We start from the raw sequence: 21,057 nt of genomic DNA, 5'->3' as shown, positions 1-21,057 counted from the left end.
ATCCCTCATTCCTCGGCGGATATCCGCCCTTTCTCCGTTTCTGCGGGGCCTCCGTCGACGAGGAGGCCCGCCTCGAGCCAATCGACGACGGCCTGAATCTCCCCGGCATCGGCGGCCCCTTCGAGGAGAAGGGCCCGCCGCCGCCCGGCCTCGTCGAGGCGCTCCCCCTCGTCGATGTACCCCTCTTCCGCGAGATGACTTTCGAGCTGGTCGATGGTCTCGGCCCGGAAGCGGCTGATCCGTCCCTCGCGAAGGGCGGCGATCAGGGCCGCGCCGTCGCCGCCGCAGTCCTCGGCAAGGGAGAGAACCCGGCCGAAGAAGGTGGCCGAAAGGACTCCCGAGGCCTCCAGAGCCGGTCCGTCGACGGGTCTTCCCCGCCCCCTTCTCCAAATGTCGCACCAGAGCCGGGCCAAAGAGGCGCGGCGGCGGAGCTTACCCCAGGCCTCGCCGAGGCGCTCGGCGCCCCTTTTGTCTCCGAGCAAGACCTCGAGGGGCCCCAGGGCCGTCAGACGCCACTCCTCCATGAGGCGGTGGAGAAGGCCCAGGTCGTCCCGGAGGAGGTGGAACAGGGGGATGGAGCCGGGACATCGGGGATCGACGGGCGCCACGGCTAGGGCGGCGGCATAGCTTTCGGGCGAGTGCCCCTCGGGCGAGGGAAGGGGAGCCCTCTCGACGAGGCCGTAACTCTCGGGCAGGGAAAGAGCCCGACGTCTCAGGGAGGGAAGGTCGATCTTGTGGGGACACCGTCCCGTCGCCTCCTTCCAGAGAAGCTCCTCGTAGGTCCGGGCGCTGAGATAGAAGATCTGACGCCCCTCCCGGGCCAGCTCGTCGAGGGCGCGGGCCACCTGGCCGAAGCGTTCGACGTCGCTGTTGGTGAGGGCCTCGTCGAAAAAGAGGGGCAGAGCGGGACCTCCCGCCTCGATCCGCTCGATCCAGGCCAGACGCAGGGCCAGAAGAAGCTGCATCCGCGTCGCCGAAGAGAGCTCGTCGAGGCCGCGCTCCACCTCGAGGGCGCAGTCGCGGGCGCGGAAGCCGCCGTCGTCGACGCGGAGCTCGAAGGCGTGACCGGTGAAGCGGCCGAAGAGATCCCGCCCCGATCGGATCAGCTCGGGCTCGTTCTCGACGCGGTGCTCGGCCTCGATGTCGTCGAGGAGAAAAGAGGCCAGCTCGGCGAAGAGGGCCTGGTCCCGCCTCTTCTCCAGGGCCCTCAGGGCCCCGTCGACGTCGGCCAGGGCTCTTTCGAGAGGAGCCCCCTCGCCGGCGACGGCCAGTTCGGCCCGGATGCGGGCCAGCTCCGCCTCCGACGGCTCCAGGAGGGCCGCCCTCTCCCGGGCCCGATCGAGCCGACCGCGCAGTTCGGCCTCGTCGAGGGCCTCGGCCGCCTCCAGGAGATCCGGCCGTCCCTCCAGGGGACGACGGAGCAGGGCCTCGCCCTTTCGGGCCGTCAGCAGGCGGTCGCGGGCCTCCCTCCAGGAGGGAAGGAGCTCCAGACGGCGCAGGAGCTCGTTCCTCTCGTCTCGGGGCAGGCCTGCCGCTTCGAAGAGGGCCCTCTCCCTCTCCTCGCGTCCGGCTTTGGCCGTCTCCAGGTTCTCTCGCTCCCGTCCCGCCTCCGCCAAGGCACGCCGGGCCTCATCGGCCCTGCGGTGCCTCTCCTGAAGCGATTCGAGGGCGGCCTCGAGAGAATGGAGCCCTCCGTCGCCCGTCGTCTCCCAGGGGGAGACGACGGCCCTCAGGCCGTCGAGCAGGGCCCGGCGCCGGGCCAGAAGATCCTCCCCGTCGGCCTCGGCCAGGGCCAGGGCCTGTCGCGCCCCGGCATAGGCGTCGACGAGACGGACGAAGGCGTGGAAACCCAGGGCCGTCAGGGCCGGATCGAAACCCAGCCTCAGGGCCAGTTCCTCCTTCCTCTGCCGCAGGAGGGCCAGCTCGCCGTCGAGGACCTCCAGCTCCCGCCGCCCCTCCCGGGCCCGAAGGGCCTCGTCGCGCCGCCGCACCAGCTCGGCGCCTCGGGCCTCGATCTCCTCCAGGCGCAGGGCGACGGCGTCACGTCGCCAGAGAGGCTCTTCGAAGGCCCTTCCGAAGCGCTCCCTCGCCCCCTTGCGGTCGTCGCGGGCGAGGAAAGTCGTGACGGAGAGGACGAGGGCGACGGCGACGGCCCCTCCCGCGAGAGGCCCCTCTCCTCTTCCGTGGGCCAGGAAGGCCAGGACCAGAAGGCCCGCCGCAGAGAGGACCAGCAGGGGCCTCAGCCAGGGGTTGCGGACCCCGTCTGCGGCGAGCCACCGGCGCAGGGCCTCCGAGGCCCTGGCGCAGGCCTCGATCTCCGACGGCTCGGGGCTCTCGGGCCCTTCGGCGAGACGGGCGGCCCGGTCGCGCCGGGCCGTCTCCAGGGCCTGAAGCGCCCCGGCGAGTTTCTCGGCCTCGCTGAGAGAGCGGGGGTCGAGGCGGGGCGGCAGGGGCCCCTCTCCCAGGGCCGCGCGGGCCTCCCTCTCGGCCAGGGCCGCGGCCTCCCTCTCCCTGCGGAGACGTTCGAGCTCGCCGTCGAGACGGCCCAGCTCGACGAGATCGCGAGAGGCGGCGACAAGCCCGACGGGATCGGGCCCCCCTTCGGCGAAGCCCGTCGAGGCCAGGCGCCTCCCGGCCTCCTCCTCGAGGGCCGAGACGCGGGTCCACTCGCGGCCGAGGCGATCTCCCTCCTCGTCGAGCCCGGCCAGACGGGCCCCCTCGTCGCCGGAGAGACGCTCCAGAGAGGGCGGGAAGGCCTCGAAGAGGGTCCGGGCCTGGCGGAGCTCGCGGCAGGCCTCGAGAAGTTCCAGGGCCGCCAGAAGATCGCGGACCTCGTCGGCGCCGCGGCGCGCCGAGGCCACCGTCCTCTCCAGGTCGGGAAGGCGCGCCTCGTTCCGTCTCAGTTCGGCCCGGCTCCTCTCCACCTCCCGGAGACGCCTTCGGGCAGAGCCGAGGGCCTTCGCCTCGGACCGGCCCGCGCGGGGACGGAGGAGGAAGGGATCGCGGGCCCTGAGGGCCTCCAGGTCGCATCCGCCCCGAAGGCTTCGCCGCAGTTCGGCCAGGAGACGTCTTTCGTCCTCGTCGGCGCCGATGAGGCTCGCCAGGTCCAGGCGGTAGGGGCGCAGGTCATCGCCGTCGGGAAGGGAGGGGCGATCGGTCCGGCGGCCGTCGACGGTCCAGATCACGCGAGGGCCCGAGCGCGTCGCCTGCCAGAGGGCATCGCCCTGACGGAAGGAGCCTCGGATCTCCACGTCGGCTCCGGAGGCGAGGTTGCCGTCGACGAGAAGTCTCAGGGCCCGGACGAGGCTGCTCTTGCCCGATCCGTTGGGACCGACGACGAGATTGCAGGCCTCGGCGATGTCGTCGACGACGAGAGGGCCGGAGAGGCCCGGGAGACGTCCGATCTCGAGACGGACGAGGTTCACGACGAGGCCTCCTTCTGGGCGAGAAGCTCCTCCAGAAGGCTCAGTCCGACGCGGCGAAGGGCCTCGACCAGAGAGACCTCGTCGAGGGGGGGACCTTGGAGGGCCGCCCAGGGATCGCGCGCGACGAGGCCTTCCAGGCGGAGACGGGCACCGTCGACGAGACGGCGCCCCTCGTCGGAGCCGTCGAGGGCCAGAAGGCGGCGGGCCAGAAGCCCCGGCAGATCGGGAAGACGGGCCAGACGGGCCAGATCGCGCTCGGGGCAGGTGAGGGCCGTCACCGATTCGAGGAAATAAGCCGTTCCTCCCGCCCCCGTCGAGAGGATCTCCCCCTCGTCGGAGGCCAGGAGACACCGGGCCGCGCCGCCCAGGGCCGTGACCCCCACGAGACGGAGGCGCAGTCCCAGGGCCTCCGGGACCCATCGGGAGACGGCCAGCTCCGCGTCGAGGCGACCGATCCGGGCCAGGAGGCGGCTGCGGGCCTCTTCGGCCTCGACGAGCCCCGTGAGATCGACATCGACGTGCTCCCAGCGCAGAGGCGCCAGAGGCCACTGTTCGACGACGGCAAGGCGCCCCCCCTCGACGGAGAGGAACCAGGGACCGTGAGCCCCCGTTTCGCCCACGTCGAGACCCGACAGGGAGCCCAGATAGCCCAGGGGACGGGCGACCGAAAGGGCATCGGGGCGGTGGATGTGGCCCAGAAGCCAGCCGTCGAGGCCGCTGCGCTCCAGATCGCCGCGGGAGAAGGGGGCGTAGGGACTCTCCCCTCCGTCCCGGTGACCGTGAAGCAGCCCGAGACGCAGCCCCTCGCCGTCGAAGGTCGCCCCCTCGAAGGGGTTGACGCGGCAGGAACCGCCCGTCATGGACCGCCCCCAGAGGGTCACCTCCTCGCCTCCGCCGCGAAGGCGGAGCGCCTCCCAGCGCCCGTCGGCCCCCAGGAGGCGGAAGCCCTCCATCTCGGAGGCGAGCCGGGGCAGGACGCGGCCGTCGTGATTGCCGGCGACGGCGACGACGGCAACGCCAGCCTCGACGAGGCGTCTCACGCCCGCAGAGAGAAGGCGGTAGGCCTCGAAAAAATCGTCCTCCCTCTCGACGACGTCTCCGGCCATGAGGACGGCGTCCACAGAGGCCTCGAGGGCCTCGTCGACGGCACGCAGCCAGGCCGCGGCGGGGCCGAGACGGACCGGATCGAGCTCGCCCCCGGGAAGGGAGGGCCTCCGCCCCAGATGGACATCGCCCAGAGCCAACACCTTCAGAGCCATGCGGACCTCCTCCCGTCGCCCCTTTTCCCGAGGACGACGGCCATGCGAAAGGATCAACGCCATCTTAACCCATTGCTCCCGCTCTCCCAAGAGGGCGCCGCAAATCGCCTCGAAAACGTCCCCTTCGGCGTCGAGCCTCCCCGTCCCGGCAGACCTTCCTCAAAAAATTAAACTCCTTACCGATTCATCGATTCGGTTCAATTGCAAAGCAACTACAATCCTTTCTTTTTAATATGGCGCTTCTTTCTTTAGGGAACCTCTGAAAAAAGCGCCTTTCATGAAGTCGCATCAGCGATGATGTAATTGGTAGAATAGAGCTGTAGCGCCGATGTCCTCATCCCCTTTTCAAGGAGTGCGAGACGAAATGGAGCGACAGAAAACCCTTGCCGACGCCCAGACCTTCGAGAGATACAGGAAGCCTACCCGGCGGGAGAAGTTCCTCTCCGAAATGGAGGCTGTGGTCCCCTGGAAGGATCTCTGCGCGCTCATCGCTCCCTTCTATCCCAAGGCCGAACGAGGTCGTCCACCGGTTGGATTGGAGCGGATGCTCCGAATCCACTTTCTCCAGTGCTGGTTCAACCTCAGCGACCCGGCAGCGGAAGAAGCCCTCTACGACATGGAATCGATGAGGCGCTTCGTCGGCATCGACCTCGGGAACGAGCCTGTCCCCGACGAGACGACCATCTGCAAGTTTCGCCACCTTCTCGAAGCGCACGACCTGGGGAAACGGATCTTCCGTGAGGTCGATGCTCACCTGCAATCGAAAGGACTGCGTCTTGCCGAGGGAACCATCATGGACGCCACCATCATCGCCGCGCCCTCGTCGACGAAGAACAAGGAGAAGAAGCGAGACCCCGACATGCATCAGGTAAAGAAAGGGAACCAGTACTACTTCGGCATGAAGGTCCACATCGGGGTGGACAAAGACAGCAAGCTGGTCCACAGCCTCGCGACCACGGCGGCGAATGTCCACGACTCCCGGATGGTCGGAGACCTTCTCCACGGAGCGGAAAAGGGAGTCTGGGGAGATTCGGCCTACATAGGCAAGACGGAGACGATCCGGGAAAAGGCACCCGATGCCGTCGACAACACCAACAAAAGGGGGTCACGGAACAGGAAACTGACCGACGAAGAACAGTCTCACAATCGTATGCTGTCCAAAACGAGGGCAAAGGTGGAGCATGTCTTTTTGATCGCGAAGCGAGTCTTCGGATTCACCAAGGTGCGTTACAAGGGGCTCAAGAAGAACACAAGCCATGTCCACGTGATTTTTGCCCTGTCCAACCTGTACATGGTGAGAAGGCTTTTATTGGAGATGGATAGGGCGTAGTGTCTTCAAAAGCCGGCAGAACGGCAACCATAAGGCAAAAAAGAGCCGGGAATAGCTCCACATAGGCAACTTGCCTGACACGACAGGCTGAAATGGCACACAGCGCACGAATTCAGCCACCAAGAGGTACTGTTGGAGCTTGCCGGATCTTTTTTTCAGAGGTTCCTTAGGGCCCTATGATGGAAATGGGTCGACGCACCGGGGCATTCGCCCCTCCACAAGCTGAGAACGGGGGGATTTGCATGTTTAAAAGACTGAGGCTGCGCACGAAGATGCTTCTTCCCATCCTGACCATCGCCGCCGTCACCTTCGCCTCCGCCCTGGGCTACCTCTCCTTCAGGGCACGTCATCTGCTGACGGAGGCGACGTACCGGGAGGCCCAGGAGATGGTCCTCCACCATTCCGTCCGGGTCAAGGCCGAGATCGACGCCGCCGCCGACGCCGCCCACTTCCTCGCCGAGACCTTCGCCGTCCTCAGGACACAGGGCAAGGCCGACAGGGCCGCCTTCGACGGCCTGCTGCGCCGCGTCCTCGAGGAAAATCCCCAGTTTTTCGGCGCCTTCACCGTCTGGGAGCCCGACGCCCTCGACGGCCGGGACGCCCTCCATGGCGGCGCGCCCGGCCACGACGGCACGGGACGCTACATCCCCTGGTTCCACCGCAGCAACGGCCCCATCGAGGTTGAGCCCTGCATCGCCTACGACGACCCCGTCGAGGGGGACTACTATCTGGGGACGAAAAAGGCCGGGCGGGCGCGCCTTCTCGACCCCGCCGTCTGGGAGGCCGGCGGGAAGTCGGTCATGATCTCCGAGTACATCGTCCCCATCGTCGCCGAGGGGAAGTTTCTCGGCGTCGTCGGCATCGACCTCAGCCTCGACTCCTTCCAGGAGAGCGTCGGCGCCATCAGGCCCTTCGAGACGGGCTACGCCGCCCTCTTCTCGAACAACGGCGCCTACGTGGCCTACCCCGACGCCTCGCGACTGGGCAAGGTCTACTTCCACGACGACAAGTCCCTGGAGCGGGACATCCTCGCCCACATCGAGTCAGGCACGGCCATGACCTTCACGGCCTACTCGCCGGCCATGAAGACGGATGTCCTGACGCGGATCACGCCTTTCACGCCGGGCCAGACGGACCGCCCCTGGGCCCTCATGGTGGCCGTTCCCATGGACCGCGCCCTGGCCGGCGTCCACGCCATCAATGCCGCCGGCATCGCCTCCGGCGTCGTCGCCATGGTTCTCCTCTCCCTCGTCGTCTTTTTTCTGACCCGCTCCATCGTCCGCCCCGTCCAGACCGTCGTCGCCCTGGCCCAGCGGGCCGGAGAGGGAGACCTCACCATCGGCCGCGACGACTTCGCCATCACGGCCAAAGACGAGCTGGGCCAGATGGCCGACGCTTTGGCCCGGATGGTGGCCACCCAGAGGGCGACCCTCGCCTCCATCTTCGACGAGGCCGAGCAGAACGGCCGTCTGGCCGAATCCCTCGCCGCCCTGGCCGAGGAGTCCAACGCCTCGACGGCGGAGATCAAGCACGTCGTCGAGCAGGTGGCCGATCTGGCCGAGACCAACGCCGCCGCCCTGGAGGAGACGAACGCCTCCATCGAAGAGGTCGCCTCGTCGGCCACGAGCGCCGCCCAGTCCTCGGCCCAGGGCGCCGAGGCCTCGCGGATGACGCGGCGCGCCACGGAAGAGGCCGTCGCCGCCTTCAGCCTCGTCATCGCCGACGTGGCCGACGTGGGACAGATGAGCAGCGCCTCGCTGACGAGCATGGAGGATCTGAGCCGTTCCGTCTCGGCCATCGCCGGATTCGTGACGACCATCTCGGCCATCGCCGACCAGACGAACCTTCTGGCCCTCAACGCCGCCATCGAGGCGGCCCGGGCCGGAGAGGCGGGACGGGGCTTCGCCGTCGTCGCCGAAGAGGTCCGCAAGCTGGCCGAGGAGTCCAACCAGGCCGCGCGCAAAGTCGCCGATCTCATCGACTCTCTCAAGGGGAGCGCCGAGACGTCGGCCCAGGGGGCCCGTCGGGCCGGAGAGAAGATGGCCTCGACGGTGGGCAGGGCCAGAGAGGCCCAGGAGAAGCTGAACCGCACCCTGGCCGACGTGGAGCGGATCAACGGCCTGATGGAGACCATCGCCGCCGCCGCCCAGGAACAGGCGGCCTCCAGCGAGGAGATGGCCCGGGCCGTCGATCACGTCTCGCAAAGCACCATCGAGATGGCCGAGAGTTCCCAGGCCATCCGCCGCAACACGGAGGAGCTGGCCCACGCCGGAGAGGGCGTGGCCAACGAGGCCCAGGCCATGGCCGAAGGCGCCGAGCGGATCCGCAACCTGCTTCAGCAGTTCCGCCTCGACGACGGGAAGGGGAAACGGTCGGGGCTGGTGCCGTCGCCCCGCCGCTGAGCGGAGCTCTTTCGCGAAGCCGCACGAGGACCGAAAGAGGGGGTTCCCCTCCCCGAGGGAGGGGAACCCCCTCTTTTACCCTGACCCGCCGGCCCGGCAGGACGACATCCGACCCACCGCCGCAGGGCACCCCGCCCGAATCGGCGCGCCGGGGCGGGCTCGAGGCCGATTTTCGGCCCTCCGGCTTCTTCCCTGCCGGAGCGACGGCGTTCCTGCCCCTGCCCGCCGATTCGGGTTCTCTCGCCTCCCTTGTTCCCTCTCGTCGGAGTGGCTACAATTTAGCGACTCGATGGTCGTCGCGTCGAAGATTCCGAGAGGGAGGTGACGAGAGGATGGACGGGCGACTCTTCAGCCTGGCTCTCGTCGCTGGAGGGCTGGCCCTTTTCCTCCACGGTCTGGAATTCAGCGCCGAGTCCTTCCGCTCGGGACTGGGAGGCCAGGCCCGGCGCGTCACGGCGGCCATGGGGCGGAGTCGTCCTCTCTCCTTCCTCTTCGGCAGCGTCATGGCCCTCCTCTCGCAGAGCACGACGGCCGCCACGGCCTTCGCCGTCGGCCTCGTCGACGTGGGAGCCCTCTCCTTCTCCAGCTCGCTTCTCGTCATGATGGGGGCCAGCGTGGGGACGACCCTCGTCGTCTTCCTCCTGAGCCTCGATCTCGTCCGCTGGTCGCCCCTCCTTCTGGCCCTGGCCCTGCTGGCCGAGCGGGCCGGGCCGAGACGCTTCGCCCCGGCATCGCGCCTCGCCTCGGCCGTGGCCCTCCTGCTGATGGGCATGTTCCTCATCGACCAGGGAGTGCGGCCTCTCACGGAGACGGAGGCCCTCCGGGAGCTGATCCTCGAGGCCTCTCACAACGCCCTCCTCCTGGGCCTCCTCTCCCTGGCGGCGACGGCTCTCTTCCAGAGCAGCGTCCCCGTCCTCGGCCTGGCCATCGCCCTCGCCTCGGGCGGCTTCCTCTCGTCCGGGGCCTATCTTCCCGTCATCCTGGGATCTCGCATCGGCAACGCCGCCACGGTCCTCCTCGCCGGCCAGGGAGGCCGCCACAACGCCCGCGCCCTGGCCCTGAGCACCCTCATCTTCCGCGTCGTCGGCGTCGTCGCCCTCCTGCCCTTCTGCGCCCCCCTGAGCCGCCTGGCCGGGCGGATCACCCCCTCTCCGGGGGGACAGATCGCCTGGCTCCAGTTTTTCGTCGCCTGGATCAACGTGGGACTCCTCCTCCCCCTTTCGGAGCGCCTCGGCCGCCTCTGCCAGAGCCGGGCCGTCCGCAGACGGAAGGACATCGGAGAGCCCCGCTTCCTCGATCCCGAGCTGGCCCGCTATCCCCACCTGGCCCTCTCCCTTCTGGCCCGCGAGATGATCGGCCTGGCCAACTACGTCGAGGAGCTGACCTTCCTCTCCCTCCACTGCCTGAAGGAGGGGGAGCGGGTGGAGGCGCTCCGGGCCGGGACGCCCGAGCTGGCCCGGCGCGCCGTGGACTTCGTCGTCGCCATGACGCCGCCCGACGACGATGCGGCCAGGGCCGAGTACGCCGCCCTGACCTACTCCATGGCGGCCCTGAAGGAGGTCGTCGACATCGTCGCCGGCCGCATGGCCCCTCTCTGCGCCGCCTCGGGGCCAGCCCTGCTGCCCCAACGGCGAGCGTGGAGCGGCTTCGCCTCGGCGCTGGGCGATCTCGTCGGCGAATCGCTGGGCGTACTGGCCCTGGGCGACCGCGAGGGCATCGGACGGGCATCGGGCCTCCTCCGCCGCTACGAGGAGAGAGAGGAGGCGCTGCGGAGCGAGCTGACCGACGGAGGCTTCCATCCCGACAGCCCCGACGGCATCGAGGCCTGGAGCTTTCTCGCCGCCTCGGCCTCGCTGGCCAGGGCCTCGATGGAACTCGTGCGGGGCGAAACGCTGCGGCGTTCGACGGCGACGGGAAAGGAGGCCTGACGAAGGTGCTTTTCAACTTTTTCGGTAAAAGAGAGGAAAAAAGGCAGGGAGGAGACAACCTCCTCTTCGACAACGACCGGAGGGAGATCCTGCGACGCCTCGAGGCGATGGGGGAAGCGACGGCCCTGGCCGTCGAGAGCGCCGTGGCGTCCCTCGTCGATCGCGACGACGGCCGGGCCCGGACCGTCATCGACGGCGACGACGTCATCGACGCCATGGAGGTGGAGATCGAGCAGATCTGCCTCCGCTCCCTGGCCCTGAGGCAGCCCGTGAGGGAGGACCTGCGCTTCGTCTTCTCCGTCCTCAAGATCATCACCGACATGGAGCGGACGGCCGATCAGGCCGTCAACATCGCGAAAAGAGCTCTCGATCTCAATTCAGCCCCTCTCCTCAAGCCCCTCATCGATATCCCCCGCATGGCCACAGGAGCCGTCGCCATGATCCGTGACGCCCTGCGGGCCTTCGGCGACGAGGATGTCGCCCTGGCGCGGGACGTCTTTTTTCGCGACGACGTCATCGACGACCTCAACCGTCAGGTCTTCAGCGAGCTGCTGGAGATCATGGCCCGCAGCGGCGCCGTCGGCTCCGTCGGCCAGGCGGCCGATCTCATCCTCGTGGCCCGCTCCCTGGAACGGGTCGGCGACCACGCCTCCAACATCGCCGAGCGGGCCTATTTCATGATCACGGGCGATCGCATCAAGGGAACCTCCCCCTGAAGGGGCGCTCCGAACTCCGATCGGCAGGCAAAAACAGGGTGGACGTCCATCGGCCCGGCCAGAAGGTGCCTGAAGGACGGAGGCGGCTGCCTCGACCCCGCACCGGCGAGGTGATTGGAACACCCCTCGAATCGGTGGATCCGACGGAGTCCCTCTTGAAGAGCCTGCGGATTCGCTCCAAAAGAAGCTCCTTGTCTTTTCCCGTCGGCCCCCCTATGATGCAGACAGATCCTCAGGGGAAAGGAGGTGTTCGTCGATGAGTCTGTTCGCGGGCAAGAAGCTGATCCTGTTGGGAGAAAGAGACGGCGTTCCCGGGCCCGCCATGGAGGAGATCTTCAAGTCCCTCGCCGATGCCGAAGTCATTTTCTCCGTGACGGAGTGTTTCGTCTGAACGGCCGCGGGAGCCATGGACCTGCAGAACCAGCAGAGGGTGAAGGATGGAGCCGAGAAATTCGGCGCCGACAAGGTCGTCGTCATCCTCGGCAGTTCGGACGCCGAAGGCGCCGAAATCTACGCCGAGACCGTCAGCGCCGGAGATCCCACCTTCGCAGGTCCCTTGGCCGGAGTCCCGTTGGGGCTCCCCGTGTACCACGTCTTCGAAGCGGACATAAAGAAAGCCGTCGATCCTCAGATCTGGGAGGAACAGCTCGGCATGATGGAGATGGTTCTCGACGTCGAGGCTCTGTCCTCGGCCGTCCGTGCCATCAGAGAGCAGCACAGCACTCAGGCCCTCTAGGGCCGAGGCCCTCCCTTCAAAGGGGGGGCCTCCGATCTTCGGAGCCGTTTTTTCGGCGTCCCGCCGCAGCCAAAGGAGAGACGATCATGAAACAGGTCAGAACGGCCCTGCTCAAGGGCACGGCCTTCATCCACCAGAACTGGATTTCGGTCCTGTCGATGACCCTCGGAAGCGCCCTCGTCGCCGCGGCCATCGCCCTCTTCGTCATCCCCGCCCGGCTCCCCGACTCGGGCGTCACGGGACTGGCCATCCTCCTCAAATACATCTGGAACATCCCCGCCTCGCTGGGCGTCTGGGGCCTCAACGCCCTTCTCTTCGCCTACGGCTGGAAGGTTCTCCCCCGGCGCTTCCTGGGCTGGACCTTCTACGCCGTCGTCGTCTTCACCTTCCTCCTCGACCTCTTCAGCCGTCTTCCGGCCCCGCCCATCACGGACAAGCTCCTTCTCGTCGTCGCCGCGGCGGCCCTGAAGGGGACGGGAGGAGCCATGGTCTTCAACGCCGGCGCCTCCCTGGCGGGGACGGACATCATCGCCTCGGCGCTGAGACGGAAGAAGGGCATCGAGATCGGCAAGTTCACCTTCTACATCAACGCCGTCATCATCGCCATCTCCCTGCCCGTCGTCGGCCTGGAGAACATGCTCTACGGCCTGGTCCTCCTCTACATCAACGCCTGGTTCATCGACAACGGCCTCAAGTCCTTCGACATGCGCAAGCAGGTCATCGTCATCGCCTCCGACCCCCGAGAGGTCAAGGACTATCTCATGAGGGAGCTCCACCGAGGCGCCACCGTCCTGAAGGGGGAGGGGGCCTTCACGGGCCAGCCGCGAGACGTCCTGCTGGCCGTCCTCACGCCCCGTCAGGTGGTGGAACTCAAGCGCCACCTGGCCCGGACGGACCCGCGGGCCTTCGTCATCCTCTCCGACGCCTCGGAGGTCGTCGGCCGCGGCTTCAAGCAGTGGAAGAAGATCTGAAGATATTGTGTTTAAATTAAAAACAGGATCGCTCCTGCCGGGCCCAAATTCAACTTGCCCAAACCCGCCCCTTGCATGTAGGATCTTGAACAGACATCGTTCCCCTGGGAGGTTCCGTCGTGCGCGTCGTCCTGCCCGTTGAAGAGCTCCAACCCCTCTGGATCGTCGATGAGGACATCCTCTCCGCCAACGGCCTGCCGCTCGTCCTCCACGGCGCCGTCGTCACGCCGGCGCTGAAGGATGCCATGACCCGCCACGGAATCGTCTCCATCCGCGTCCGCACCGACGACGAGGAGGAGTGGAACCCCGGCGGTCCCCTCTCGCCCAAGCTGGTCCTCAAGGTCAAGCAGGACGTGCAGAAGCTCGTCGTCCACGCCGTCCGCAGGCGCTCCCTGTCGCCCCAGCTCCTCTCCAACATCATGGAGCAGACGTCGGCCGTCGTCGACGCCCTCTTCACCGGAGAGGCTCCCCTTTTCGCCGAGCTCCGGTCCCTCTCCAACTACGACGCCTACACCTACGAACACTCCTGGTCGGTCATGCTCCTCTCCCTCTCCCTGGCCCGGGTGGCCTGGGAATCGGGCATCCTCGAAAAGCTCGATCTCCAGGACCGGCTCAACCTCGGCATGGGCGCCGTCCTCCACGACATCGGCAAGACCCTTCTCCCCTCTGCCCTGCTCAACAAGGAGGGCCCTCTCGACGAAGAGGAATGGAAGCTCATGCGCCTCCACCCCCAGAAGGGCGTCGATCTCCTTCGCCCCTACAAGCTCGTCATGCCCATGGTGCGGGCCATCGTGGCCTTCCACCATGAACGGCCCGACGGAGGGGGGTACGGCCTCGCCAAGGGAGCGACCCTCTACGGGGGAGAGATCCCCCGGCTCGTCCGCGTCGTCTCCGTCGCCGACGCCTACGATGCCATGGTCTCCTCCCGTCCCTACCGACGGGCCCGCCTCCCCTTCGAGGCGCTGGAGATCCTTGCGTCCGAGGCGGGGCACCAGTTCGACGCCGACCTGGTGCCCCTTATGGAACGCATCGTCGTCTCCTTCCCCGTCGGAAGCCTCCTGCTCCTGAAGGACGGCTCCGTCGCCTCCGTCCGCTCCCCCGGCGACCTGACGGGAAGGCGGTCTCTGCCCGAGTGCCTCGTCGTCGCCGCCTTTCTCAGCGGAGGGCGCTACCTGCCCGGGGAGACCTTCGTCCTTCGCGATCGCTCCCAGATCGCCCTGGGGGCGACGGGCCCCGACGATCTCGTGGGCAAGATGGTCGAGGACGTCTCCAGGCAGCGTCCCCCCTTCTCCGACACCTTCCCCCTCTCCCTCGTCGGCGCCCTCCCCCTCTCCCTGGCCTGCGCCCTCCCCCTCTGGGATCAGCTCTTCATGGCCTCCCTCGACAAGTTCCGCGCCACGGCGACAAGAGCCGCCGGACAGTGACACCCTTCGCAGGACCACGGCAAAGGCGTCTCTGACGCCGCCCCCACTCCCTCGCGCCGCTTCGGCGGGATCCTTCCGGTTCCCGTCCCTGCGTTTAAGGACGGGAGGGATGTCCGCGGAGACACATCCTCCACGACGGAGGGTGACGTCCCTTCCCGCCGTCCAGAAACCTGCGGTCTTTTTCCACCTCCCCTTTCCCGTCGAGGCAAAATTCTTTAGCGCCGAAGGGACAGCCGACTCAAGTCCGTCCACTTCTCTCTCCTCAGCCCATGGCTTAAAATGAGTCCATGTCCGTTGCGCCGTGGACTCGTCTTTATTCGGCAGAGGAGGGTGTAAGGATGGATCAGCAGGCTCACTTCTTTTTCGGAACCTGGGAAAGGGGGGGCGATCTGCCTCTCGAACGTGCCCGGCGCTGGCTCAACCCGGGCCGCCTGAGGGAGCGTTCGGCCTCCTTCCGAAGGGTACCTCTGGAGCGGATTCTGACGGCTCTGGAGAGGACGGGCCGGCTCCTGACGGACCCTTCCGGCCCCTACAGGAGGCGCATTCTCGACGCCATGCCCGACGTGACGGGCTACTCGCCGGAACTCGTCGAGCGGGCCACCGAGGCCCTGTCGACGCTGCTGTCGCGGGACTTCCTCAAGGAGCGTCTCACCTGTCTCGGTGATCCCTACACCCTCGACCACTGGGTCAAGCTGCCCCGGAGCGGCTCGGCCCGGGCCCTCCCCCTGGGATCCATCTGCCACGTAGCGGCGGGCAACATCTTCCTCGGCTCCATCGACTCCCTCCTTCTGGGACTGATCACGAAGAACGTCAACATCCTCAAGCTCTCCCGCCAGGACATGGTCTTTCCCTTTCTTTTCCTCGAGGCCCTCATGGAGGCCGAGGAGGCCGGTGAGATCAGCTCCCATCTGGCCTTCACCTACTGGAGCCGCTCCAATCAGGCCGTTACGGACCTCGTCAAGGGAGGCGCCTTCGACGCCATCCTCCTTTTCGGCGGCGAGGAGGCCGTCCGGGAGTACAAGAGCGGCCTGGCCCCCCAGACGGAGCTTCTGGCCTTCGGCCCCAAGGTGAGTTTCGCCGTCGTCGCCTCGGGCCTGACCGACAAGGCCCTCGACGAGGCGGCACGGGGCTTCGCCCTCGACGTCTGCCTCTGGGAGCAGCGGGCCTGCACGAGCTGCCAGAATCTCTTCGTCGAGGGCGGTCCCGAGGCGGCCGAGCCCTTCGCCCGACGCCTCTTCGACGCCCTCGAGGCTCTCTCCCTGACCCTTCCGCCGGGGCGGATCGATCTCGACGAGGCCGTCGAGATCGGCAAGGAGCGCGAGCAGGCCCGGTGGCGTGCCTTCAACGGAGAGGGCAGCCTCTTCGAGGGAAAGCGAGGGAGTCACACGGTCCTCGTGGGACGGGGCGCCGACATCATCCCTTCGCCGCTGAACCGGACGATCTACGTCAACGCCGTCGACGACCTGGAGGACCTGACGAGGGGCAATCTCCGGGGGATGACCTGGTACCTCTCGACGGCGGGCGTGGCGGCCCCCCCACGGAGACTGGAGCCCCTCGTCGAATCCCTGGCCTCCCTGGGCGTCCTCCGATTCTGCAAGCCCGGCACGATGGGCCTGGGCTTCGACGGGACGGCCCCTCACGACGGCGTCCACATTCCCCTCAAACTGGTCCGCCTCGTCAACAGGGAGGACCTTCCCTCGGACCTGCTGGGCCAGAGTCGCGTCGGCGGCGGAGCCAGGGAGGCCCTCCTCCTGTCGCGCCTCAACGCCGTCGTCGCCAAGGCCATGAGGGCCCCCTTCTACGCCCGCCACCTGGCCGGGGTGAAACTGCCTCTGCGAAGCCTCGAAGCCTTCGCCGAGCTTCCCCTTCTGGAGAAGAGCCATCTCGTCGACCACTGTCCGCCGGCCGACATGGCGATGATCACCGATCCCGCCTCCCCCTTCTACGTCTTCGCCTCGGGCGGCACGTCGGGCAAGCCGCGCTACGTCCTCTGGACGCCCGAGGAGTTCGCCTTTTCGGGAAAGGTGACGGGCGAGGGCTTCCGGGCCATGGGGCTGGGGAGGGGCGACCGGGTGGCGAACCTGCTCCGGGCCGGAGCCCTCTGGACGGGCTTTCTCGCCTTCAACAGGGCTCTGGAGGAGACGGGCTGCCAGATTCTCTCCATGACCTGCAACCAGTCTCCCGAGGAGACGCTGGCTCTCCTCGACGAACACCGTCCCAACGCGGTCATGGCCATGTCGAGCGCCCTTCTGGCCCTGGCCGACGCCGCCCTGCGCCGGGGCTGGACGGGATCGATCGAGAAGGTCTACTTCACCGGAGAACCCCTGCCCGAGGCGGGCCGCGAGGTGATGCGGCGCGTCTTCGGCTGTTCCACTCTCGCCTCACCCCTCTACGGGGCCGTCGAAATCGGCCCCATGGGCTACCCCTGCGAGGCCATCACGGACCCGACGGTCTTCCACGTCGCCGAGGACTGGTGCCACACGGAGATCGTCGACGGCGAGATCGTCGCCACGACACTGACGCGGGAGCTCCATCCCCTGATCCGCTTCCGCATCGGCGACCGGGCCGCCTGGGTCGACGGCCCCTGCCCCTGCGGCCGCCACTGGCCCCGCCTGCGCCTTCTGGGACGGACGGGCGACTACGTCCGCGTCCACTTCGGCAAGCTCTACGTCGAGGAGGTCGAGAAGGCCCTCGAACCCTTCCGAGGTCTTTCGTCGGACTTCCAGATCGGCGTCGCCCCTCTGGGGACGAAGGCGAAGGTGACCTTCTCCGTCGAGGTCCTCGACGCGAGCCTCGTCGGCGACGGCGCCCTGGAGGGGGCCATCCTCGAGGCCATCGTCGAGAGGGCCAAGGTCTACAGGGACCCCCGCAACAGGGAGCTGGAGGAGCTGTCCGTCTCCCTCGTTCCGGCCCAGTCGCTGGAGCGGGTGGCCCGGACGGGCAAGATCCGCCGCATCGTCGACGGGAGGCTTCCCGAGTGAGACGACCCGCCAGGTTGACCCTGCCCAACGAAATGGCCGTCCTCCCCCCCCTCCAGGCCTTCGTCGCCGCGGCGGCGAAAGGCCGAGGCTTCGAGGGAAAGGCTTTGGGCGAGATCGAGGTGGCCCTCGAAGAGGCCGTCGCCAACGTCCTCCACCACGCCTACGAGGAGGGCGAGGAGGGCACCTTCGACGTCACCGTCGAGGCCGTCCCCCTGGGCCTGGCCCTGACCGTGGCGGACCGGGGCATTCCCTACGCGCCCGAATCGGTCCCCCCCTACAGCGCCCCCCGCGACGCCGACGAGACGCCCCGCCGGGGCCTGGGGCTCTTCCTCATGCGCAACCTGGCCGACGAGGTCTCCTTCCGCAACCTGGGCCCTCAGGGCAAGGAGACGCGCCTCGTCAAGTACCTCTCGGACCGCTCCGTGGCCGACGAGGGCGAGAGCCGCCCCGCCGGAACGCCCGTGACGGTCTACGAGGGCCCTCTGGCCTGGACGATCCGCCCCATGAGGCCCGACGAGGCCATCGAGGTGGCCCGCTGCGCCTACGAGGCCTACGGCTACTCCTACCCCAACAGCCACCTCTACTACCCCGAGCGCGTCGTCGAGCTGAACCGCACGGGCCACATCGCCTCCTTCGTGGCCGTCTCCGACGACGACATCCTGGGCCACGGCGCCCTGGAAATCACCGAGGGCAGCGACGGCGTCGAGCTGGGCATGGCCTTCGTCAAGCCCCGCTACAGAGGCCGGAACCTCCTGAAAGAGCTCACCGATCACCTCATCGACGAGGCACGCCGCCGCGGCTACGGCGGCGCCTTCGTCCAGTCCGTGACGAGTCACGGCGCCTCTCAGAAGGCGGCCCTCTCCCGCGGCTTCCGGTACAGCGCCCTCCTGGCCGGATTTTTCGCGCCGTCGATGAACTTCCGCAAGCTGGCCGGGTGCAGCTCCCGGCGTCTGAGCCTGGCCTGCCAGTACCTCCCCCTGGCCGACCACGAGAGGCGGACCGTCCACCTCCCGGAGGCCCACGCGCCCTTCCTGGCCGAGCTCTACGCCGCTCTGGGACTGGAGAGAACCTTCGCTCCGGGCCGGGCCAAATCGGGCACGGGGCCGGGGCGGACGCGGGCCGAGATCATCGAGGACATCAACGCCGCCGTCATCGACGTCGACGAGGCCGCCTCGGAGACGGCGGGGGGGCACCTCCATCACCTGGTCCGCCAGTTCTGTCTTCGCCGCATCGACGCCATCCTGGTCCGCCTCAACCTGGAGGACGAGGCCGCACCCGAGCTGGCGGCGGCCCTGGAGGGACGGGGCTTTTTCTTCTGCGGCCTCCTGCCCGGCCGACGGGGCGACAGGCTGGCTCTGATCTACCTGAACGGCAGCACCGTCGATTTCGACTCCGTCGTCGTCGCCGGGGAGATGGGACAGCGCCTCGTCGACTACATCCGGCCCCTGGCCCAAAAGCGAGAGGAGGCTCTCTCATGAACGCCCTGGAACGGCTCTGCTCCCTGGAAAACCCCTTTCTGCCGCCTCGGGAGACGGACGGGCTCTTCGTCGAGGCCTTCCGCGAGAACGTCCTGCGACAGAGGGCGATCCACCCCTTTCTGAGGGCTCTCGACGAGGCCAAGGCCTTCGACCCCGCCGCCATCGCCTCCGTCGAGGACGCCCTGGCCCTGCCCCCCCTCTACGTGGGGACGCTGAAAATCAACGATTTCCTCTCCGTCGCCCCCGAATCGGTGGTGCTCACCCTGACCAGCTCGGGGACGTCGGGACAGAGGACGCAGCTCCACTTCGACGGACCCAGTCTGGCCCGAATGGAGACTCTGTCGCGGAAGATCTTCGCCGCCCTGGGCTTCGACTCGCCCCGCCCGGCCCACTACCTTCTTTTCAGCTACGACAGGACCGAGGCAGCCGACGTGGGAACGAGCTGGAGCACGGAGCAGAAGATGGCCTGCGCCCCGGCCCGAAGCGTCCACTGGCTCCTGAAGCGCGACGGTTCGGGGACCTTCTCCTTCGACGTCGACGGCACGGCGCGGCTTCTCATCGACCTCGCCTCCGACGGCCCTCTGCGCTTCCTGGGCTTTCCCGCCTTCATGCATCGGGCCTTGGCCGAGGCGAAAAGGCTCAAGCCCGACCTGTCCGTCGATCCCGACAGCTTCGTCATCGCCGGAGGGGGCTGGAAGAATCACGCCGGTCAGCCCATGAGACAGGCCGATTTCGCCCTCTTCGTCCAGTCGAGCTGCGGCCTCCCGGCCGCCAACGTCCGCGATGTCTTCGGCATGGCCGAACACGGCGTTCCCTACGGCGCCTGCTCCTTCGGCCACCACCACGTGCCGGCCTGTTCGCGCCTTTCCGTCGTCGACCCCCTGACGCACCGTCCCCTCGCCATGGGACAGGAGGGACAGCTCCTCCTCCTCTCCCCCTGGAACGAGGCCCAGCCCAATCAGTCCCTCCTCGCGACGGACGTGGCCGTCCTGGAGGAGGACTGTCCCTGCGGCCTGCCCGGGACCTACATCGCCTCCGTCCGCCGCGGCGGAACGCACAAGCACAAGGGGTGCGCCATCGCCGCCCAGGAGATCCTCGACAGGATGGCCGCCCTTTCATGACGGGTCCCTCCTTCAGGGGAAGGAGCCACCCGCTGGTCCTCTTCCCCGATTTCCGCAAGTTCTTCGCCGGGCGCTTCGTCTCCGCCATAGGGGACAAATTCTTCTCCATCGCCCTGGCCTGGTGGGTCGTCAGCTCCGGCGGGCCCGACAGCGGCCTTCATCTTGGGCTGCTCATGGCCGTGACCGTCATCCCCATCGTCCTCTTCGGCCCTCTCATGGGAACTCTGGCCGACCGCTTCCACCGCAGGAACTGCATGGTCGGCGCCGACGTCGTCCGCCTCCTCCTTCTCCTTCTCCTGGCGGCGCTGCTGGCGGCGGGACGGCTCTCCCTGCCCCTCCTCTACCTTCTCGTCTTTTCCATCTCCCTCTTCATGCCTCTTTTCGAGGCCGCCGCCAACAGCTCCCTCGAAGCCCTCACCGACAGGGAGCACGTGACGGCGGCGGCGGCCGTCAACTCGACGGCCTTCCAGTTCTCGGCCGTCATCGGCGCCGCCCTGGGAGGGGCGGCCCTGGCGGCCCTCGGCTCGCTTGGGGCCTTCCTTTTCGACGGCGCCACCTTCCTCCTCTCCCTCGCCCTGATCCTGTCCATCAGAACAGACCTGGCGGCGCCTCGCCTCCCGGGACCCCGGCCGAGTTGGGGCCGGTCCATGGCCGAGGGGTTCGCCTATCTCGGGGAGAACCGCCCCGTGGCCCTTCTCCTGGCCGTCTTCGGCGCCTTCAACTTCTTCTTCTCCCCCGTCCTCCTGGCCATCCCCCTGGCCGTGCGCTTCATCCTCGGCGAGGGCCCCCTCTGGGTGGGGCTCTTCGAGGGCTCCCTGGCCCTCGGCGCCCTCCTCTCGGCCCTCTTCTTCAGCCTCCGCCCCTTCTCCGGCGCCTACGGCCGCATCGCAGGAGGACTCTTCCTCTCGGCCGCCGCCATCATCCTCTTCGGCGTCGTCGGCCACAGGGAGATCATGGCCCTCTCCCTCTTCGCCGTGGGACTCGGCCTGGGCACCGTCAACGCCACGGCGCCGGCCCTCTTCCAGAAGATCGTCCCCGACGCCGTGAAGGGGCGTTTCTTCGCCCTCCTCACGACGATCTGCTACGCCGTCATGCCCCTGGCCTTCATCCTCTTCAGCCTCACCAACCGATTCCTGTCCCTCCCCCTCCTCTTGGTCGCCAACGGCGCCGGGGCCCTGATCCTGGCCCTGGCCGCCCTGCGCCTGCCCCACGCCGACGAAGAGGAGGAGGACACCCCCTGACGGGCGCCTACGCCCGAGGCCCCGACGCCAGAAGAGGCTGCCCCC

Annotated in this window: 13 protein-coding genes; 11 read left to right on the top strand and 2 right to left on the bottom strand. The window is 68.0% G+C overall.

Annotated features, from left to right (window positions below):
* Positions 1–5: 5 nt before the first annotated feature.
* On the bottom strand, positions 6–3,425 hold the full coding sequence (locus KAR29_RS00795) for a hypothetical protein (protein WP_274373758.1): 3,420 nt from the start codon (positions 3,423–3,425) through the stop codon (positions 6–8).
* Entirely contained in the window at positions 3,422–4,684 is a 1,263-nt protein-coding gene (locus KAR29_RS00790; RefSeq protein WP_274373757.1) for a metallophosphoesterase family protein, read from the bottom strand. Before KAR29_RS00790 ends, KAR29_RS00795 begins: the two co-directional genes overlap by 4 nt.
* A gap of 364 nt (positions 4,685–5,048) precedes the next feature.
* Here KAR29_RS00790 and KAR29_RS00785 point away from each other — a divergent pair, with 364 nt between their 5' ends.
* The 11 genes from KAR29_RS00785 to KAR29_RS00735 all read left to right on the top strand — a co-directional run bounded on the left by KAR29_RS00785 (position 5,049) and on the right by KAR29_RS00735 (position 21,012).
* On the top strand, positions 5,049–6,014 hold the full coding sequence (locus tag KAR29_RS00785) for an IS5 family transposase (RefSeq protein WP_274373756.1): 966 nt from the start codon (positions 5,049–5,051) through the stop codon (positions 6,012–6,014).
* A 242-nt stretch (positions 6,015–6,256) separates the two neighbouring features.
* Positions 6,257–8,416 (top strand): methyl-accepting chemotaxis protein, encoded by a 2,160-nt coding sequence (locus KAR29_RS00780; RefSeq protein ID WP_274373755.1) that lies wholly within the window; start codon positions 6,257–6,259, stop codon positions 8,414–8,416.
* A 332-nt stretch (positions 8,417–8,748) separates the two neighbouring features.
* On the top strand, positions 8,749–10,344 hold the full coding sequence (locus KAR29_RS00775) for a Na/Pi cotransporter family protein (protein ID WP_274373754.1): 1,596 nt from the start codon (positions 8,749–8,751) through the stop codon (positions 10,342–10,344).
* Positions 10,345–10,349: 5 nt separating this feature from the next.
* Entirely contained in the window at positions 10,350–11,060 is a 711-nt protein-coding gene (phoU, locus tag KAR29_RS00770; RefSeq protein ID WP_274373753.1) for a phosphate signaling complex protein PhoU, read from the top strand.
* Between the two features lie 256 nt (positions 11,061–11,316).
* Positions 11,317–11,796 (top strand): glycine/sarcosine/betaine reductase complex selenoprotein A, encoded by a 480-nt coding sequence (gene grdA, locus KAR29_RS00765; protein WP_274373752.1) that lies wholly within the window; start codon positions 11,317–11,319, stop codon positions 11,794–11,796.
* An 86-nt stretch (positions 11,797–11,882) separates the two neighbouring features.
* Positions 11,883–12,767 carry a YitT family protein gene (locus tag KAR29_RS00760; protein WP_274373751.1) on the top strand — a complete coding sequence of 295 codons (885 nt, stop codon included), beginning with the start codon at positions 11,883–11,885 and terminating at the stop codon, positions 12,765–12,767.
* 119 nt (positions 12,768–12,886) lie between these two features.
* Entirely contained in the window at positions 12,887–14,191 is a 1,305-nt protein-coding gene (locus KAR29_RS00755; RefSeq protein WP_274373750.1) for an HD-GYP domain-containing protein, read from the top strand.
* A gap of 338 nt (positions 14,192–14,529) precedes the next feature.
* Positions 14,530–17,172 carry an acyl-CoA reductase gene (locus KAR29_RS00750; protein ID WP_274373749.1) on the top strand — a complete coding sequence of 881 codons (2,643 nt, stop codon included), beginning with the start codon at positions 14,530–14,532 and terminating at the stop codon, positions 17,170–17,172.
* Positions 17,169–18,650, top strand: a complete 1,482-nt coding sequence (locus KAR29_RS00745) for a GNAT family N-acetyltransferase (protein ID WP_274373748.1) — start codon at positions 17,169–17,171, stop codon at positions 18,648–18,650. Before KAR29_RS00750 ends, KAR29_RS00745 begins: the two co-directional genes overlap by 4 nt.
* Positions 18,647–19,771: a LuxE/PaaK family acyltransferase gene (locus tag KAR29_RS00740; RefSeq protein ID WP_274373747.1), complete on the top strand. Its 1,125-nt coding sequence runs from the start codon at positions 18,647–18,649 to the stop codon at positions 19,769–19,771. Before KAR29_RS00745 ends, KAR29_RS00740 begins: the two co-directional genes overlap by 4 nt.
* The gene (locus KAR29_RS00735) at positions 19,768–21,012 is read left to right on the top strand and encodes an MFS transporter (protein ID WP_274373746.1); all 1,245 of its coding nucleotides are present in this window, start codon (positions 19,768–19,770) and stop codon (positions 21,010–21,012) included. Before KAR29_RS00740 ends, KAR29_RS00735 begins: the two co-directional genes overlap by 4 nt.
* The last annotated feature ends 45 nt before the right edge of the window (positions 21,013–21,057 follow it).

Source organism: Aminithiophilus ramosus (assembly GCF_018069705.1).
In the GTDB taxonomy this organism is placed as follows: Bacteria; Synergistota; Synergistia; order Synergistales; family Aminithiophilaceae; genus Aminithiophilus; species Aminithiophilus ramosus.
The sequence above is the reverse complement of the archived record's forward strand: the minus strand, read 5'-3'. Positions and strand labels throughout refer to the sequence as shown.

What these genes read in the sequence shown, in the direction of transcription:
- KAR29_RS00780 (WP_274373755.1), top strand. Translation starts at nt 6,257, where the DNA reads ATGTTTAAAAGACTGAGGCTGCGCACGAAGATGCTTCTTCCCATCCTG.
- KAR29_RS00785 (WP_274373756.1), top strand. Translation starts at nt 5,049, where the DNA reads ATGGAGCGACAGAAAACCCTTGCCGACGCCCAGACCTTCGAGAGATAC.
- KAR29_RS00790 (WP_274373757.1), bottom strand. Translation starts at nt 4,684, where the DNA reads ATGGCTCTGAAGGTGTTGGCTCTGGGCGATGTCCATCTGGGGCGGAGG.
- KAR29_RS00760 (WP_274373751.1), top strand. Translation starts at nt 11,883, where the DNA reads ATGAAACAGGTCAGAACGGCCCTGCTCAAGGGCACGGCCTTCATCCAC.
- KAR29_RS00740 (WP_274373747.1), top strand. Translation starts at nt 18,647, where the DNA reads ATGAACGCCCTGGAACGGCTCTGCTCCCTGGAAAACCCCTTTCTGCCG.
- KAR29_RS00735 (WP_274373746.1), top strand. Translation starts at nt 19,768, where the DNA reads ATGACGGGTCCCTCCTTCAGGGGAAGGAGCCACCCGCTGGTCCTCTTC.
- KAR29_RS00775 (WP_274373754.1), top strand. Translation starts at nt 8,749, where the DNA reads ATGGACGGGCGACTCTTCAGCCTGGCTCTCGTCGCTGGAGGGCTGGCC.
- KAR29_RS00750 (WP_274373749.1), top strand. Translation starts at nt 14,530, where the DNA reads ATGGATCAGCAGGCTCACTTCTTTTTCGGAACCTGGGAAAGGGGGGGC.